General features: G+C 35.8%; 15 protein-coding genes. All 15 read right to left on the reverse strand.

Annotated features, from left to right (window positions below):
* Window position 1: 1 nt before the first annotated feature.
* Window positions 2-835, reverse strand: a complete 834-nt coding sequence (pstB, locus tag MHH69_RS10340; RefSeq protein ID WP_341362968.1) for a phosphate ABC transporter ATP-binding protein PstB — start codon at window positions 833-835, stop codon at window positions 2-4.
* Window positions 836-859: 24 nt separating this feature from the next.
* Window positions 860-1,738: a phosphate ABC transporter permease PstA gene (pstA, locus tag MHH69_RS10345; protein ID WP_341362263.1), complete on the reverse strand. Its 879-nt coding sequence runs from the start codon at window positions 1,736-1,738 to the stop codon at window positions 860-862.
* 1 nt (window position 1,739) lies between these two features.
* Window positions 1,740-2,687, reverse strand: a complete 948-nt coding sequence (gene pstC / locus MHH69_RS10350; protein WP_341362264.1) for a phosphate ABC transporter permease subunit PstC — start codon at window positions 2,685-2,687, stop codon at window positions 1,740-1,742.
* Window positions 2,688-2,891: 204 nt separating this feature from the next.
* Window positions 2,892-3,857: a PstS family phosphate ABC transporter substrate-binding protein gene (locus MHH69_RS10355; RefSeq protein WP_341362265.1), complete on the reverse strand. Its 966-nt coding sequence runs from the start codon at window positions 3,855-3,857 to the stop codon at window positions 2,892-2,894.
* A gap of 230 nt (window positions 3,858-4,087) precedes the next feature.
* A complete protein-coding gene (locus tag MHH69_RS10360) occupies window positions 4,088-6,301 on the reverse strand; it encodes a penicillin-binding transpeptidase domain-containing protein (protein ID WP_445954570.1) in 2,214 nt (737 codons plus the stop codon).
* Between the two features lie 285 nt (window positions 6,302-6,586).
* A complete protein-coding gene (locus MHH69_RS10365) occupies window positions 6,587-7,690 on the reverse strand; it encodes an ABC transporter permease (protein ID WP_341362266.1) in 1,104 nt (367 codons plus the stop codon).
* The gene (locus MHH69_RS10370; protein WP_122971900.1) at window positions 7,687-8,943 is read right to left on the reverse strand and encodes an ABC transporter permease; all 1,257 of its coding nucleotides are present in this window, start codon (window positions 8,941-8,943) and stop codon (window positions 7,687-7,689) included. The genes MHH69_RS10365 and MHH69_RS10370 overlap by 4 nt, the downstream gene beginning before the upstream one ends.
* Before the next feature lie 11 nt (window positions 8,944-8,954).
* Window positions 8,955-9,887: an ABC transporter ATP-binding protein gene (locus MHH69_RS10375; protein WP_341362267.1), complete on the reverse strand. Its 933-nt coding sequence runs from the start codon at window positions 9,885-9,887 to the stop codon at window positions 8,955-8,957.
* 126 nt (window positions 9,888-10,013) lie between these two features.
* Window positions 10,014-10,658: a response regulator transcription factor gene (locus MHH69_RS10380; protein ID WP_341362268.1), complete on the reverse strand. Its 645-nt coding sequence runs from the start codon at window positions 10,656-10,658 to the stop codon at window positions 10,014-10,016.
* 4 nt (window positions 10,659-10,662) lie between these two features.
* Window positions 10,663-11,520, reverse strand: a complete 858-nt coding sequence (locus tag MHH69_RS10385) for a sensor histidine kinase (RefSeq protein WP_341362269.1) — start codon at window positions 11,518-11,520, stop codon at window positions 10,663-10,665.
* 612 nt (window positions 11,521-12,132) lie between these two features.
* Complete coding sequence (gene tnpA / locus MHH69_RS10390; protein ID WP_341362949.1) at window positions 12,133-12,588, reverse strand: IS200/IS605 family transposase; 456 nt, start codon at window positions 12,586-12,588, stop codon at window positions 12,133-12,135.
* A 181-nt stretch (window positions 12,589-12,769) separates the two neighbouring features.
* On the reverse strand, window positions 12,770-13,873 hold the full coding sequence (locus MHH69_RS10395) for a 5-methyltetrahydropteroyltriglutamate--homocysteine S-methyltransferase (protein WP_341362270.1): 1,104 nt from the start codon (window positions 13,871-13,873) through the stop codon (window positions 12,770-12,772).
* 321 nt (window positions 13,874-14,194) lie between these two features.
* Window positions 14,195-15,463, reverse strand: coding sequence for a M48 family metallopeptidase (locus MHH69_RS10400; RefSeq protein ID WP_341362271.1), 1,269 nt, complete (start codon window positions 15,461-15,463; stop codon window positions 14,195-14,197).
* A gap of 166 nt (window positions 15,464-15,629) precedes the next feature.
* Window positions 15,630-16,637 carry a FecCD family ABC transporter permease gene (locus MHH69_RS10405; RefSeq protein WP_341362272.1) on the reverse strand — a complete coding sequence of 336 codons (1,008 nt, stop codon included), beginning with the start codon at window positions 16,635-16,637 and terminating at the stop codon, window positions 15,630-15,632.
* The gene (locus MHH69_RS10410; protein WP_341362273.1) at window positions 16,630-17,631 is read right to left on the reverse strand and encodes a FecCD family ABC transporter permease; all 1,002 of its coding nucleotides are present in this window, start codon (window positions 17,629-17,631) and stop codon (window positions 16,630-16,632) included. The genes MHH69_RS10405 and MHH69_RS10410 overlap by 8 nt, the downstream gene beginning before the upstream one ends.
* Window positions 17,632-17,644 lie beyond the last annotated feature (13 nt).

Here is a 17,644-nt window from a genome sequence, read left to right on the forward strand (position 1 = left end):
CTTATCCAAAACGACCTGAAATGTAATCTTCTGTACGTTTATCTCGAGGAGTAGAAAAGATTTTATCTGTTTGATCAAACTCTACAACTTCTCCGTTTAAGAAGAAGGCAGTTTTATCGGAAATACGAGCTGCTTGTTGCATGTTATGCGTTACGATAATAATTGAATAATTATCTTTTAATTCTTGAACAAGTTCTTCTACTTTCAAAGTTGAAATTGGGTCAAGAGCTGATGTTGGTTCATCCATTAAAATCACATCTGGCTCAATTGCTAAACAGCGTGCAATACAAATACGTTGTTGCTGACCACCGGATAATCCGTATGCATTTTGGTTTAAACGATCTTTTACTTCATCCCAAATTGCAGCACCACGTAAAGATTTCTCAACAATTTCATCAAGAATTTTTTTATTTTTAATACCGTGAATACGTGGACCGTAAGCAATATTATCGTAAATCGATTTTGGGAATGGATTTGGTTTTTGGAATACCATCCCTACTTTCGTACGTAGTTCTTCTACTTCATACGAAGGATCTAAAATATTGCGACCACGGTAATTAATTTCACCGTTTGTTTTAACCGTTGGAACAAGCTCTACCATACGGTTTAGTGCTTTAATATATGTGGATTTACCACAACCAGAAGGACCAATGATGGCAGTCACTTCATTTTCTTTAATAACTAGATTAATATCCTTTAATGCATGGTGATCTCCATACCAAAGATTGAAACCTTTCGTTTGAACAACAGTATTTTTTTCTACTGTTTGAATACTATCACTAATAATCGGCGACGGAGTTTTAATAGTAGCTTTCGCTTTTTCGTTTTTAATCATAAGCTCTACCAATTTTACACATCCTTAATATCGTTTTTGGAATTTATTTCGAATCATAATTGCGATCGAGTTCATTAAAATCAAGAAAATCATTAACACAATAATCCCTGCAGCCGCAACAAACTGGAATTCTTCTTGCGGACGTTTTGCCCAGTCATAAATTTGCAACGGTAATGTTGTAAATTGACTTAACAAACCATCAGGTAAGAATTGTAAAATAACCGGAATACCTAGGACAACAAGGGGTGCCGTTTCTCCGACAGCTCGGGATAAGGCTAAAATACTACCTGTTAAAATCCCTGGAATAGCTGCTGGCAATAGGACCCGCGTAATTGTTTGCCATTTTGTTGCACCCATTCCATAAGAGGCTTCCCTTTGCTCTTTCGGTACAGCACGAATCGCTTCCTGTGCTGCCACAATGATGACAGGTAATATTAACAAACTCATTGTAAAACCTGCAGCTAAAATACTTTTTCCTAATAGGAACATTCGAACAAAAATCGTTAAACCAAGTAAACCAAATACGATCGATGGAACACCGGCTAAGTTCGAAATATTCATTTGAATAAATCTTGTAAATTTATTTTTCTTTGCATATTCTTCTAAATAAATCGCTGTTCCAACACCTAAAATGATGGATACAGGTGCGATAACAAGCATTAAATAGATGGAACCAATTAAAGCTGCTTTAATTCCTGCTTTATCTGGGAAACGAGAACCGAAGTTATTAAAGAAATCCCAGTTTAAATAGCCAGCACCTTGAGAAACGATACGTACAAGTAAAATGACTAATGTAAGCAATGCTAATCCTGTAGCGGCAAGGAAAACCGTTTTCCAAACCTTGTTTAATTTTAAACGTGATTTCATCCGCTTCATTACGTCAGTATTATCGATGTATTTCATTTTAATACTCCTCCCTGAAGCGTTTCGAAATAAATTGCGCTAGTAAATTCATAAGTAATGTAAAGACGAATAATGTAAATCCAACAGCGTAAATCGAGTAATAAATTGTTGTACCATAACCAGCATCACCAGATGATACTTGAACGATGTAAGCTGTCATCGTTTGAATCGATCCCGTTACATTGAAATCAAATGTTGGTGTCGCACCACCAGCAAGGGAAACGATCATTGTTTCACCTATAGCACGGGAAACAGCTAATACGACCGAAGCAATAATCCCTGATAACGCAGCAGGTAATACAACTTTTAAAGATACTTCTAATTTCGTAGCACCTAATGCTAATGCACCTTCTCGAATTGAATTAGGAACGGAGCTCATTGCATCCTCTGATAATGATGCAATCATTGGTAAGATCATAATACCTACCACAATCCCTGGGCTAAGCGCATTGAATATTTTCAGCGACGGTATCAATTCTTGAAGTAAAGGTGTTACAAATGTTAATGCGAAAAATCCATAGACAATTGTAGGTACACCAGCTAATACTTCTAAAATTGGTTTAATGATTCGACGGGTCTTATCCGAAGCGTATTCACTTAAATAAATGGCAACTGCAATACCTAATGGAACTGCGACACATGCTGCGATGACTGAAACTTTTAAAGTTCCTAATATTAAAGGTAATACCCCATATAATGGTTCACTACCTGAGAACGGTAGCCATTCAGTACCGAATAAGTAGTCGGTAATTGATACTCTCTGAAAAAATTCAAACGTTTCAAAAATAAGTGTCATGACGATTCCAATGGTAGTTAAAACTGAAATTAATGCAGTAATGACTAATATAATCGGCATACATTTTTCTATAAATTTTTTCCCTTTTTTGTTTCGAGATTGGGCAATCATATCTTGGACTGAATGCTTTTTCTCTAATCCTTGAGAAGCCATAATGCAAACTCCCTTCAATATACGTAAAAAGATTTATTGGTCGTACTCTACAAGTTTTTAATTCAATCTGAAAACAAATTTTTAAATGGATAAACCGAAGCTACATCGAAGGGTTTACTTCATAATCTAAACATGGAAAGAGAAAAGTGTGAGATGCCAAGCTTACACAGTGGTATGGCCCCCACACTTTTTTCATTCATTTTATTATTTTAAACCTTCTAAAGTCTTTAAACCTTCTTCATACTTTTCATCTGGTAATTTTACATAGCCAACAGCTTCTGCCATTTCACCAGCATTTTCTAAAGTATATTTCATGAAATCATAGAAAGCTTCGTTTTCTTTTAATGCACTATTTTTTGCATAGACGAATAATGGACGTGAAAGTGGAGTATATTCCCCAGATTCGATTGTTTCATTTGTTGGTGCAACACCGTCAACTGTTACAGCAGTTAATTTATCTTGGTTTTCTAAGTAGTAAGCATAACCGAAGAATCCAATCGCATTTTTGTCAGAAGCAACACCTTGAACGAGTACGTTATCATCTTCCGATAATGTAGCTGCATTTTCTAAGTCTGCACCTTCTAAAATTACTTCATCGAAATAATCGTACGTACCTGAGTCAGTACCTGGCGAGTAATATACGATTTCTTCGTCTGGCCAAGATGGATCAATATCAGACCATTTTTTTGTTGTTCCATCTTCAACCCAAAGTTTTTTTAACTGATCTACTGTTAATTCAGTAGCCCAATCGTTTTCTGGGTTAACGACAACTGTTAAACCGTCAAAGGCAACTTGAAATTCTGTATAGTCAATTCCAGCTTTTTCTAATTCAGCTTTTTCTTCATCTTTAATTGGACGTGATGCGTTAGAGAAGTCAGTTTCTCCAGCGATAAATTTCTCTAAACCACCGCCAGTACCAGATACACCTACAGATACTTGTACATCCGGTTGAACTCCAGCATACTCTTCCACAAGTGCTTCTGTAATTGGTGAAACTGTTGATGAACCATCACCTGCAACAGTACCTGTTAATTGAGCATCGCCTGATTCTGCTGTTTCAGTTGCGTCGTTTGCATTTGTTGCATCTTCATCTGTTTCCGAACCACAAGCTCCTAAAAGTAATGCTGAGCCAAGTGCGGCTGTCATCGTTAAGTACTTCCACTTTTTCATCTCTTATTTCCTCCATCAATTTCATAGTAAGTTTGTCTTACAAGTAAAACTATAATACTAGTTTGTTGATGTCATATAAATGAATTGTAAAGAGATTGTAAATCGTTATGATAAATTGTAAATGCGATTATTGTTTTCTATTTCTTAAAACCCCTTTAATAAAACCTATTCTATTTTTCATAACCAAAATAAAAAACCCCGTAGAAAATGGATTCTACGAGGTTGTTCGATTATTCATTTACAGTTTGTTCTTTTGTATTTTCATCAATTTTTTCATTAGACGTTGGTGGTAAAATTTGTTGTTTCACTGAGCTTGAAGATAAACCTTCTTTTGCATATTTATCTTTCAATTCAAAATAAACGTCTAAAACTTCTCTAGCAATTTGGTTACCCGTTGGCAACGAAATATTATAGTTCGTTGTTGCCCAAGGAATTAACACTGCGTAAGCCACTTCTGGATTTTCGTATGGAGCAAACCCAACATGGGCAAGGGTAATCGCATCTGTACCGTATTTTTCTCGTAGCGGTCCATAGTATACTACCTCTGCAGTCCCTGTTTTCCCAGCAGCTGTATACGGTGTATTAGAGAAGTAAGATCGGGCAGAACCTTGATCTCCTACATAAACTTGGCGGAGACCTTTTCTCACCTGATTGATTTCTTCCGGTGTATTGGAAATTCGATTTAAAATTTTCGGTGAAACTTCCTCAACAACTGGTCCTAACACTTCCCCATCTTCAGACGGTTGGCGAACTTCTTTTAACATACGCGGCTGGATGCGGTAGCCACCGTTGGCAACTGTTGAAATATATTGCACCATTTGCATTGGTGTATACGTATCAAATTGTCCAATCGCTAAGTTTAAAATTTTACCTGTGTTATCCAGTTCCCCTTGGAAACCTGCAAACTCATTTGGTAAATCAATACCTGTATTGACACCTAAACCAAATTGGGCATATCCATTACGCATTGTTTGTAACGTATCATCTTGAATTCTAAAGCCCATATTGTATCGGTATCTTGTACCAGCAATCATCATCGCTACTTGGAACATGTAGGAGTTGGAAGATCGCTCTAGTGCTGTAATATCATCTAGGGGAATCTTTCCATGTCGGTTGAAAATGGAACTTTTCGGTTCTGTTCCTGCAATTTTAATTGGTTGGTCGATAAGTTTAGTTCCAGGTTCGATTACACCTTCCGAGTAACCCATTAATAGGGTTGCGGCTTTTACTGTGGAACCGACCTCATAAGCCGTTGTAAAAGTACCGTAGGAGTAATCAACAATATACTCTTTTCCGGTTTTACTATCTTTTTCGATTTTCTTTCCGACAACAGATAATAATTCGCCGGTATTCGGATTCATCATAACAAAGAAAGCACGGTCTAAAAGTTCTGAATGACTTTTTGCTTTCAATTCAAGCAGCTTTTCTTCCACAATTCGTTCTGCTTCTGCTTGAAGTTCAATATCGATCGTCGTAACAAGGTCGTTCCCCGGTTCCCCTTCGTACGTCGTCACCGTGTCGACAACTTCCCCTTGCTTATTCGTAATATTTTTCACAACGGATTTTTGACCTTGAAGTAATTCTTCATAGTACGCTTCAAAATAACTTTCCCCTACCCGGTCGTTACGGGAATAGTCTCTTGCTAAATAGTAATCAAGCTTCGATTTCGGTATCCCTTTACTTGGTACCGTCGTTCTACCTAAAATAGCAAGGGATGATAATTTCACCCGTTTCCAATCGGTAGTCGTATTAACTCCCGGTAAATCAGATAAACGTTCTGATACACGGGCAAATTCTTCATCTGTTACATTTTCACTTTTAATGATTTGTGGTGATAAATTATATCCAGATGCCATTTCACGGTAGATCGCCAAAACTTCTAGATCGAATTGGGTTAATTGGGCTAATTCTTCTTCTGTAATCCGTTCACGAACTAAACGATCCAGTTCAGATTGTTTCTCCGACTTCCCTAAGTCTTCATTAGCATTAATTTTATCCTCTTCTTCTTTTGTTACTTTTGCATAAGCAGCATCTTTATTTTTCATAATCCAAAAATCCTGCTTATCCCGTAAAGTAACCCGATCTGTTGGCTGTTCTATTAACATTGCAAGTTGTTCGGCAATGGCTAACATCTCTTCCGTTTTTGTCGATTGCATTTTCGTATATGTAATGGCATTTTCCGGTTCGTTATCGACTAAAACCCTTCCGTAACGGTCATATATTCTACCACGAGGTACACTTGTATTGACTGCCACTTCTTCCGTTCTTTCGAGTGCTGTCACATACTCTTCCCCTTTGACAATTTGTAAATAGCCAAGTCGGAATATTAACGTGGAAAATAATATGAAAATAGAAAAGAAAAGGACATTCATACGAAAGGACAAACTAGCACGATGTTTTGCCTTCACACTAGATCCCCGTTGCGTTTTTAGTTTTCTTCGCAATGCAATCCCCCTCTCTTAATTACTAAATGATGATTAGTCCATACTCTCTAGTATATCATTCGAACCTTTCATTAAAAAGCTATGAAATGAAGATTCTCCAAGTTTTGTGACGGAAAAAAATGAAAATGGTTCCATTTATAAAGTAAGATTTATTCAAATGTTAGGAAAAAATTTCAGTATGTCTTTACCGTTTATACTTCATAATTCTATTGTTCCTCAATGTCCTTCTTTCAATTATCGATTCGATAAAAAAGGACAGGTATATGACATACCTATCCTTGTCGTTTATAATTGTTCTTTTTTCTCCATAACATTGATTCCAATCCCCATGAAAATGATTGTCATGAATAATAGAACGCCAAGCGGTTGAACTAATTCATTCATTGAACTACTATGAATCGTTACACCATTCAATAAATCTAGACCATAGGTAATTGGCGAAACATAAGATAAAGCTAAAATTGCTTTGGAAGAAACAATTTCTAATGGCCAATAAGCCCCACCAAGCATCGCTAATGGAACAGCTAAAACTGAAATGTACGCATTAAATCGTCCGCTCGTTCCTGCTACCGATGCAATGAAAAAGGCTAAGGCGACGATACATAATAAATAGGGAATGACAACAAGCAATGTTTTACCGAATCCTCCGTAGAAGTCAACACCGCCAACATAAAAAATGGATAAAACGAGAACGACTTGCAAATACCCTATTAGAAAACAATAAATAACATTTGCTAAATAAACTTCCGTTTTTCCTATCGCTGAAATCGTTAATCGATCCCAAATGAACGTTCTTCTTTCCATTACGATATGAGCAACGCCATTTGCTACTGTATAAATAACCATAAATAAAGTAAATCCGAATAAACTATGCAGTTTTGGATTCCAAACAAAATCCCCATCATTGGAAAAGTTTAAATATTGAATTTGAAAACTCGGTTGTGCATCGGCACTCTCGATAATTTCTTCTACATTAATGGATGGATTATCATCGTATGCTTCTATTATGGCCTGTTGTTGCGTAAATTCACCATAAATCCGATTTAATTGATTTTTTAATAAGGCCGCATCTAAATAGCTTGGAGAAATGATTAATTCAAATTTCTTTTCCATTAAATGCACAGCTACGTCCGTATTTCCATCCTTAACCATTTCTATTGCTTCTTCTTCATCATAGAGAGTAAAATCGATTTCTGGAATTTCTTTCAGCTCCAATAGAAATGCTTCGGTTTGTTCCTGATCCAAATCTGAATAAACAGCAATCGGCATTTTCGATTGTTGGCCGAGACCTAAAATATAGGCAAAAGTACAAATAATGATTGTGATAATAATGAACCCTGCAGGTTTCCGAAGTAACAATAAAAATTTTGTTTTTAAAATGTCGATCATACAATCCCACCTCTTTTCGGGAACAGAACTACAGCAAGCACTATAAATAAAATAGCTAATATCGATAAATGAATAATATTCGGCATTATTTCCACCATCGAGGCGTTTTGATAAATTTTTAAATAGCCATTTAACGCTGCACCATTCGGCGTCCACATCCCTAGTTCCGCTAGCCATGGAGATAAACTACTAATATTAAAGTAACTCCCCCCTACAAGGGCAAATACAGAGACAAAGGCATTGGAAAATACATTTGACGCTTCCCCGGAATTTGTTCGATAGTTTACGGAAGATAATAATGCTGCCAGTCCTCCTACTACAATTGAAAGAAGTAGTGTAATAATAAGAAACGACTCCCATTGGGCAAAGGAAATATTAAAAATAAAATAGGCAAAGGTAAATAATATACCGACTTGCACCATCGCAATAATGATTGTTGCCGTCATAATACTAAACAAATAAGTAAGGGGATGAATACGAGCTAATAAAACACGATCGAAAATATGAAAATACTTTTCTACAAATGCTTGGCTTGCCAGGGTACTTGCAATATATAAAATGAACATCACCGTCATACTAAACGTATAATACGTACTTGAAGTAATCTCCTGTTGCGAATCTATCGTCCGAATATCAGAAGTAATCTCCATTTTAGGCAATGAGTCAATATTTGTAGGGACACCACTTTGCGCCAATGATGAAGCTAATGAATATTGTTGTTGATAATAATCTAAAATGGATTGAACAATCGTCGAAGTAATTTTCTCACTCTCATTTAAATACACATTAAAAGTCGGTTTTTCACCTTGTAAATAAATCGACGATAAAAAATCGTAAGTGAAATTTTTAGGAACTTCAAGGATAGCAGCATATTCTCCACTTTCCTTTGCATCCTCTACTTTTTCAGGATCCAACTTAGTTACATGGATAAATTGTTTCATCTCTTCGTTCGTTTCCATTTGTTCAACTAGGATAGAAATAGGTAACATGTGCTGCAGATACTTCTCCATGTCGCTTGTTCTATTGATAAAATCCTTTGCTTCAAGTAGAAATTGATCGACTTGTTGCATTTCATCATCTTGTTGCACGATGGCTAACTCAACTTTTGAAACTTCATTTTCCCCTTCCCATAATGCCCCTAGTGCAAAACTTAAAATCGTTATGAGAACGATCGGCATGAATAGAAGGATTAACAGTTCAGTTGGACTTCGAAATAAAATCGTAATTTGTTTTCGAATGAGTGATAAAAACATGGGCTATCCTCCTAGTTCCTTAATGCCCGACCAGTTAAATGTAAAAAAACATCCTCTAAGCTCGGTTCTTCTACTTGGAAGCTTTTTAATCGAACCCCACTATTGTTACTAAGGGTAAGTAATGTTGGCAAAAAATTCATATCTTTTGAAACGGTAAAGGATATTTCTGTTTCGTTCACATTGATATTTGATAACGTTGGTTCTTGTAATAAGACATTAACGAATTCCTTTGACTGTCGCTCTAGTTTAATGAGAATTGTATTTTCGGAGGATAAAATGGATTTAATTTCATCCTTCGTTCCGGAAGCGATAATTTTCCCTTTATCCATAATGTAAATTCGTTTAGCAATGTATTCGACTTCTTCCATATAATGACTTGTGTAGATAATCGCCGTATGAAATTCTTCATTCAATCGTTTAACCGTTTCTAAAATATGGTTTCTCGACTGGGGATCAATTCCGACCGTCGGTTCATCCATAATTAAATATTTCGGTTCATGGAGTAGGGCAACACCAATATTTAAACGGCGTTTCATCCCACCTGAATAATGTTTCACTTTTTTCTTCGATTCATTTTGAAGACCGATTTGTTCTAAAACGACTTCCATTCGTTCCTCTAATTTTTTCTTTGGCATTCTATGAATACTACCAAAAAATTTTAAGTTTTCTTGTGCCGTTAACTCGCCGTATAGTGCAATTTCTTGAGGAACAACACCTAGAATTTTTCGTAGTGCTACCGGATTTTTTATAATACTCTGTTGATTTAGAAAAACATCTCCCGCAGTTGGTGGAATTAAAGTAGAGAGCATTGCAATGGTCGTAGATTTCCCCGCGCCATTCGGACCTAATAGACCTACGATTTCACCAGGCTCTATATATAAATTCACTTGATCGACAGCATTCACTTTTTTAAATTTTTTCGTCAAATTCACAACTTCAATCATCATTTCCCCATCCTTTCTATCCATACAATACCAATTTTCATCCATTGTTATAAGTAGCGGTCGTCATCACTCGATATGACTTCAGTCACTTTTCAAAAGAAAAAGCGGTCGAAATTATTCGCCGCTTTAAACTATTCCTTTCTTCACTGCATAGATAGCTAGTTGAGTTCGATCACGTAAATCGAGTTCTTGTAATATATGGGTAATGTGATTTTTCACCGTACCTACAGATAAGAATAAACAATTTGCTATTTCTTTATTTGTCTTGCCTTCTCCGATTAGTTTTACTATTTTTAGTTCCCGTTCTGTTAAAGGAATATTCTGAGTTGGAGTGTTGGAAGAAACCGTTTGTTTAAGCAATTTGGACATTAACTTTGCTGCCACATCTTCTTGTAATACTAATCCACCATCCATCACACTTTGAATGGAAGAAAGTAATTTTGTCGGTTCGGAAGATTTTAGTAAAAAGCCGTTCGCCCCATCCTTCAATGTTTCATAGGCATAGGCATCATCATCAAAAGTTGTTAATATAATAATCTTCATATCGGGAAATTGAGCTTTTATTTTTTTCGTTGCTTCGATGCCATTCATTTCCGGCATCCGAATGTCCATCAATACGAGATCTACATGTAAATTCCTAACGATTTGTAGGGCTTCAAGGCCATTACTCGCCACCCCAACAATTTCGTATCTATTATCCTGTTCAATGATCATTTTCAATCCGTTTCGCACTATGGTTTGATCTTCAACTACTAAAATTTTAATCGTCAAACTACTAAACTCCTTTTTCTTCTAACTTCACTTCTTCTTTGGAAAGATTGAATGGAAAGGATCCACTTACGATAAAATGTTCATCCGTTCGGACCATACGTAATTCTCCCCCAATTTCCTTTAATCTTTCTTCCATATTAATTAACCCAAACCCTTTCATAAATGGCAGACTAGAAATAAATTTATTTTTCACTTCAAATTGAATATGTTGTAAAGAATTGACCTTTAATATAACTTCGACTTCCTTGGAGCTACTATGTTTCATCGCATTCGTTAAACATTCTTGTAAAACTCGATACAGGACAACACTTTGTTGGTTCGATATCGGTAAAGATAAAACACCTTTTTCGAGGGTGAAACGAATATAAATTCGACTTTCCATCTCGAGCTTCCGAATTAATTGAATTACCGATTGAATACCGGAAGTTTCAAAGGATTTTAATTGCCTTACTGCAAAACGGGTTTCTTCCAAACTATCCCTCGCAAGTTGTTTCGCCTCTTGAATGCTATCCGTACTATTTTGTATCGACATCATTTCAAGTTGCATTAATAAAGATGTCAACTTATGACCGACTAAATCATGAATGTCCCTTGCAATTTTCGTACGCTCTTCCGCCCGGACGAACTGTTCTTGCTCGACCGACATTCTTTTTAACTGGCGATATTGGGTAAGGAGCTGTTCAAAAACCTTTTCCTTACGACCGACTTCCTTTACATAATGGTTGAGCATAAAACAACATAAAATGATACTTATCATTAACAGCATGTCATAAAAGGGTATGTAGTGTAATAAAGTGAATGTTGCGATAACACCAATCGATAAACTAAACAATAAATAGAAAGTTCGATCTTTTAGCTGCAACGTGGCTTCTACCATTATAAAAGCAAATAGAGGTAATACATATACTAGTTGAATTGAAGCAAATGAATACAAGGTTATTAATAAAAGAATAGCGAGATAACTGTAAAACGGTTTTTTCGTAAGGGGTAAAAGAAAATAAAAACAAAGAATGCCGCTCATTATAAATAAGGTTGTAGTAATCGAGCTATTCGTTTTTTGGATTATATGGACAAGCATTGTCCCAATTGTCACTGAGAGACAGCAAATGCGAAATATCAATACTTTCATCATCATTCACCTTTTTTCTAAGAAGTTTCCTATCATCTCTTTCCATTATATAGTGGGCTTACAATATTTTATATGTGAAAATAAAAAAGGAGGAGAACAAGCCTCCCCCTATTAAACAGCATAAGATGTTGTCCTGATTTTTTTGCTAACACCAATCCCATTTACTTACCACTAGTATAAAAGTACTTGTTTGTAATAAAATTTACAAAATTAGCAACTTTTAACTTCCCTCGGAAAATAAATATCCGCCTGTAAAACAGGCGGTTTTAGTAACGCCCTATAAGGGCTCCTTACTAACTGCCCCTAAAGGGGCTTTTTTAATTGACCGTCAACCGTATTTGTTCTTTAATCTCGTTTAAATGGGTCTATATATTCTCTACTCGTCATTTGATCACGTAATCGATCTTCAGCTTCTTGTTCCCTAATGTATTTTGCTACCGCTTTTTCGTTAAGACCTACTGTAGTGACATAATATCCTTTTGCCCAAAACGTTCGATTTCCGTGTTTATATTTTAAATTTGCATGTCTATCGTGAATCATTAAAGAACTCTTTCCTTTTAAATAGCCTACGAATTGTGATACGGATAATTTTGGAGGAATTTTAACCAGCATATGTATATGATCTGGCATTGCATGTCCTTCTATGAGTTCTACGTCTTTCATTTCACATAGACGTCTTAAAATCGCTCCGATGTCTTTTCTTAATTCACCGTAGATTACTTTCCTTCTGTATTTTGGTATAAAAACTATGTGATACTTACAATTCCATCTTGTGTGTGATAAACTATTGTCGCTCGACATTGAGCAAAACTCCTCTCGATTTGAATTTGGTTTGACGGCCATTTTCATTATATCGAGAGGAGTTTTTAATTCCATCTCCATTACCACTCTAAAAGTATATTTTCACACGTGCAGAGCACGTGGTTTTAAAAGAATTAATAAAAAACTTGAACCTACATAAGTAGATTCAAGTTTACATCGATTATCCCCAAACTTCTTCAGCGATTTCTTTAATTAACTTCAATTTTTGCCACTGGTTTTCCTCTTCTAAAATATTGCCGTCTTCTGTTGAAGAAAATCCACATTGAGGACTTAAACAAAGTTGATCTAATGAAACATAGTTTGCTGCTTCTTGAATACGTGCCTTTATGAACTCTTTATCTTCTAATTCCCCAAATTTAGATGTCACTAAACCTAAAACAATTTTTAAATCTTTGCGATTTACATATTTTAAAGGTTCAAAACTACCAGAACGGTCGTCATCAAATTCTAAAAATAATCCATCCACATTTAAGCCACCAAAAATGACTTCTGCAGCATAATCATAGCCACCGCTAGAAAAGAATGTGGATTTATAGTTCCCACGGCAAATGTGCATCGTAATTGTCATATCAGCTGGCTTATTTTTAACCGTCTCATTAATGACAAATTGCAATGTGTTCATAAACTGTTGTGGGTCCTTCCCTTCAGCTACTAAGTCAGCTCGTTTTTCTTCTGAGAAAAGACTAGCCCATGAAGTATCATCTAACTGCAAGTAGCGGCACCCTGCATTATAAAAGGCTTGAATCGCTTTTTGATATGCTTTAATTGTATCTTCAATAAGATCCTTTTCATCTGCATAAATGTCAACATTTTTATCCGCGCGTGCATGTAACATGTTAGGACTTGGAATCGTGAACTTTACAACAGAATCTCCAGCATGGTCACGTATAAATTTAAAGTGATCTAAAAATGGATGTTCGCCAAAATCAATTTTTCCAATAACACGAACCCCTTCTTTACGAGTTTCTAAGTTATGAAAATTTAATCCATGTTCTTTTTCATAATACTCCATACCTTCTAGACTACCTAAAAAATCAAAGTGCCACCAACTACGACGGAACTCACCATCCGAAATAGCTAACACGCCTACTTCTTTCTGTTTATTAATAAGACGAATAATTTCTTCATCTTCTACTAATTTTAATTCACTATATGTAATTTCCTTATTTTGAAATTTTGAGCGAGCTTCCTTTAAAGCTTGAGGTCTTAAAAAACTACCTACATGATCATGTCGAAAGGGTGCTTGAATTTTTGTTACTACCATATTATCTACTCCTTTTATAAAAAGTAAGACTTACTACATATTAAATCGAAGTAAGTCAATCGTTTTTATAGTAATGTTAATACTATAACATAGAACTTCCCTGAAATGACGCACAATTCCGAAAATAAAATCATTCATTTATGACAAAAATTGCTCATTTCATCACAAAAATACCTTTTTTATTTCTAAAAGGTGAACTATTGTTGGCTTTTATCAATATCAACTTTTTATATTAAAATAGCGGGACGCTTGCTTGAAGCAAATGTTATTTAAAAGCTAAAAAGCTAGCATTGACTCCAATGCTAGCTTTTTTTATATTCCTTATTCCGTCGATTCCTTTGACGCAAATTTAGCAACGGTATTAATTCGCTCCAACATTGGTGGATGCGTATAACGGAACAATTTCACTAATAATGGAGGATTCACTTCACTCAATCCTGCCTTTGCTAGGTTTTGGAATGTACTAACGGCAGCCTCAGGATCATCTGTTAACTCCATCGCATATTCATCTGCCCTCGTTTCTTGATAACGGGAAATATAATTGGAAATCGGATTAGATAAAAATAGTAAAAAGGATATTAACAATAGCATGAGCGGCAATGAATGGATGTCTTTCATATTGTCTATTTTTAATATCGTTCCAAATTTTCGTATTAACCATGGCATAATTTTAGAGATTAACCATAAGCCAATTAAAATCGAAAAGATATAGGAAGCCATACCGACATAAATATGCTTTTCAACGTAATGACCCATTTCATGCGCCATAATAAATAATATTTCTTCATCTGTTAAACTTTTTAACGTTGTATCCCATAAAACAATTCTTGAATTATCCCCTATCCCCGTCACATAAGCGTTCAATGAATTCATTTTTTCTGACATATTCACTTCAAAGACATGTTCTGACGGAATATCTGCTTTATCAGCAAGGGCTAATATTTTTTCTTCCAACTCTTTATCTTGGAGCGGGTAGAAATCATTATAAAGTGGATCAATCACAACCGGTTGAATATACATCATAAAAATCGCAAACGGAATGGTTAAAAGCCATGCATATAACCACCATCTCTTAGCACTTCTTCGTATTAACCAATATAAAACTAAAACAACGATTAAAGTTGTCCCAAAATTTATCCAAAAATCCAACACGTAATCCCTCATCCAAGATGCGAATGTTTGGGTACCGATGCCGTAATCTTTACTTAACCAATATCGATATAGATCGATTGGGTAAAAGACTACCGTCGTAAATAAATATAATAGAAACAAATAAGCACCATTTTGAATAACTTTCCACTTACCAACATCTGCCCATTTTTCAAACACCTTTGAAAGTCCCATAAATAAAATCAAAATATACATTAGCCATTCAAAGGGAGTCACTACAAAAAAGAGGAAGTTTCGGATTTTCGAATATTCATCACTTAAGTATAGTTCACGTTCGGTCATAAATGTTTGCGGATCCGCAACGGTTCCTTTAATCGCATCAGGTATACCGCCTGAACTAATATGAAATATGTAAAAATACATAGCCAAAGCGTAAACTGCATACAAAATAATTGCTGCAATTCCCCATTTTTTTGCCAATCTTTTTCACCTCAATTCATCTTCTTACTTTAGTGTAAGAAAAATTGGACAAGATAGAACTAATTATTTAAAACTTTTCCATTTATACAACGATTTTTCCTCCTAAAATAGAAGTTCACTATAGTATAAAAAAGAAGTTGTCCATTTTAGAACAACTTCTCATCAATTATTTATTTCGAATTAGTAAAAAAATAAAATACGGGGCCCCAATAAACGCCACAACTAGTCCAGCAGGGATCGTAGCGGATGATAAAAGTATTCTCCCTATCGTATCTGCTATAACTAATAATGTAGCACCAATTAAAAGAGCAACTGGTAAAAAATATTGATGTTTTGGCCCAATCAATTTTTTGGCAATATGGGGAGCCATTAATCCGATAAAGCTGATCGCACCTGTAACTGCAACAGCTGAACCAGCAAGGGCAACAGCTAGGAATAATAATAGCACTCGTTCCTTGTTTAAATTCACACCTAAGCCAATAGCTGTCGATTCCTTCATCGATAAAACATTTAAAACATTCACTTTATAAAATAGAATCGGTAAACAAAGAATGAACCATGGTAACAATGCCCAAAGGTAAGGCCAATCAATACCCCAAATGTTTCCTACGAGCCATTTTGAAATAAATTGAACATCCGCTCTTTCGGCTGTGGACATGAGTAACACCATTAAACCTGAAAGGGCAGTAGCAAATCCAACACCAACTAGAACAAGTTTGAAAGGTTGAATTCCTTGCCCCTTTTCAAAGCTAAATAAATAGATGCATCCTACTGTCAAAAGCGCTCCAAAAAAAGCAGCTATCGGCAACATAAATACATATTGTTGAAGGTTTGTACTCGCGAATAAATAAAATACGGTCACGCCGACTCCAGCCCCAGCGTTTACACCTATTACGCCAGGGTCAGCTAGATCATTCCGGGTAACACTTTGGAATATCGTACCAGCGGCTGCTAATGCGAGGCCTCCTAATGCTAATATAATGACACGGGGTAATCTAACTGAAAATAAAACGAATTCTTCTTTAAAAGTTCCCTGTCCTAAAAAAGTAGGAATAATTCTCGTAATAGATACGGAAGAAGCTCCCATAGAAATACCACAAAGGATAGCCGCAACAAATAAAAGGCAGAAGAAAATAAACCAAATCCGAAATTTCTTTCTATGAATATTAGCCAATTTCACGTCCCCCTTTTCGCACTAAAACTAAGAAGAACGGTAAACCGATTAAAGCGATTAAGGATACGGCTGGTGTTTCAAATGGGGCGTTTATAACTCGACTAATGAAATCAGTTAATGTCATAAAAGCACCACCAACGATAATACTCATCGGGATAATCAATCGGTAATCATGACCTACAATTGCTCGAACAATATGAGGAATAATTAAACCAATAAAGGCTAAGTTACCTATTAATGAAACGGCCCCTCCTGCTAAAATAACGACGACAACCATCATCACCGTTTTGATAAAGACTGTGTTTTGTCCTAATCCAACAGCAACCTCTTCATTTAAACTTAAAATCGTTAATTGTCTACTAATGAAAATGCCTACGATAAGACCTAAAGCAATAAATGGAACAATGAGTAATGACGTCCATGTTGTTCCAACTAATCCCCCAGCAGTCCACATCGATACATCTTTGGAAATTTCAAATAGTATTCCTACTCCATCAGCAATGGCTTGTAAAAAGGCGGTAACAGCTGCTCCTGCTAAAACAAGCTTCATAGGAGATAATCCGCCTTTTGTTGTCATACCAATACCGTATACGATGATCATCCCAATGGCCGCTCCCATGAAACAGGCAAACATGATCATCAAATTGGAAGCAGATGGTATAAAGGCAAGGGTAATTGCCAGCATCATATTTGCACCTGAAGTTAAACCGAACAGTCCAGGATCGGCAATCGGGTTTCGCGTCATTCCTTGCATAATAGCACCCGCAACGGCAAGGGCGCTACCTACAAAAAAGGCAGCAATTGTTCGAGGAAATCTTATTTCTCTAAGTTCTGAATAATATTGTCCTTCTTCTTTCGCAACCATCGCATCCCATACATCACTTAAAGTTGTATGAGCAGCACCGTTCGTTATAGCTAAAAATGCAATGACAAACAAGATACAAACCGCTAAAAATAGTTTTACGAAAAAAGAAATTTTATGAGATGATTTCATCACATTACTTCTC

The sequence above is a fragment of the Ureibacillus sp. FSL E2-3493 genome (genome assembly GCF_038077515.1).
Taxonomy (GTDB): Bacteria; Bacillota; Bacilli; order Bacillales_A; family Planococcaceae; genus Ureibacillus; species Ureibacillus halotolerans.

Bases quoted from the DNA above. Each gene is read 5' to 3' on its own strand.
- MHH69_RS10410 (WP_341362273.1), bottom strand. From the start codon at position 17,631: ATGAAATCATCTCATAAAATTTCTTTTTTCGTAAAACTATTTTTAGCG.
- pstA (WP_341362263.1), bottom strand. From the start codon at position 1,738: ATGAAATACATCGATAATACTGACGTAATGAAGCGGATGAAATCACGT.
- MHH69_RS10365 (WP_341362266.1), bottom strand. From the start codon at position 7,690: ATGATCGACATTTTAAAAACAAAATTTTTATTGTTACTTCGGAAACCT.
- MHH69_RS10395 (WP_341362270.1), bottom strand. From the start codon at position 13,873: ATGGTAGTAACAAAAATTCAAGCACCCTTTCGACATGATCATGTAGGT.
- pstC (WP_341362264.1), bottom strand. From the start codon at position 2,687: ATGGCTTCTCAAGGATTAGAGAAAAAGCATTCAGTCCAAGATATGATT.
- MHH69_RS10355 (WP_341362265.1), bottom strand. From the start codon at position 3,857: ATGAAAAAGTGGAAGTACTTAACGATGACAGCCGCACTTGGCTCAGCA.
- MHH69_RS10370 (WP_122971900.1), bottom strand. From the start codon at position 8,943: ATGTTTTTATCACTCATTCGAAAACAAATTACGATTTTATTTCGAAGT.
- tnpA (WP_341362949.1), bottom strand. From the start codon at position 12,588: ATGTCGAGCGACAATAGTTTATCACACACAAGATGGAATTGTAAGTAT.
- MHH69_RS10375 (WP_341362267.1), bottom strand. From the start codon at position 9,887: ATGATTGAAGTTGTGAATTTGACGAAAAAATTTAAAAAAGTGAATGCT.
- pstB (WP_341362968.1), bottom strand. From the start codon at position 835: ATGATTAAAAACGAAAAAGCGAAAGCTACTATTAAAACTCCGTCGCCG.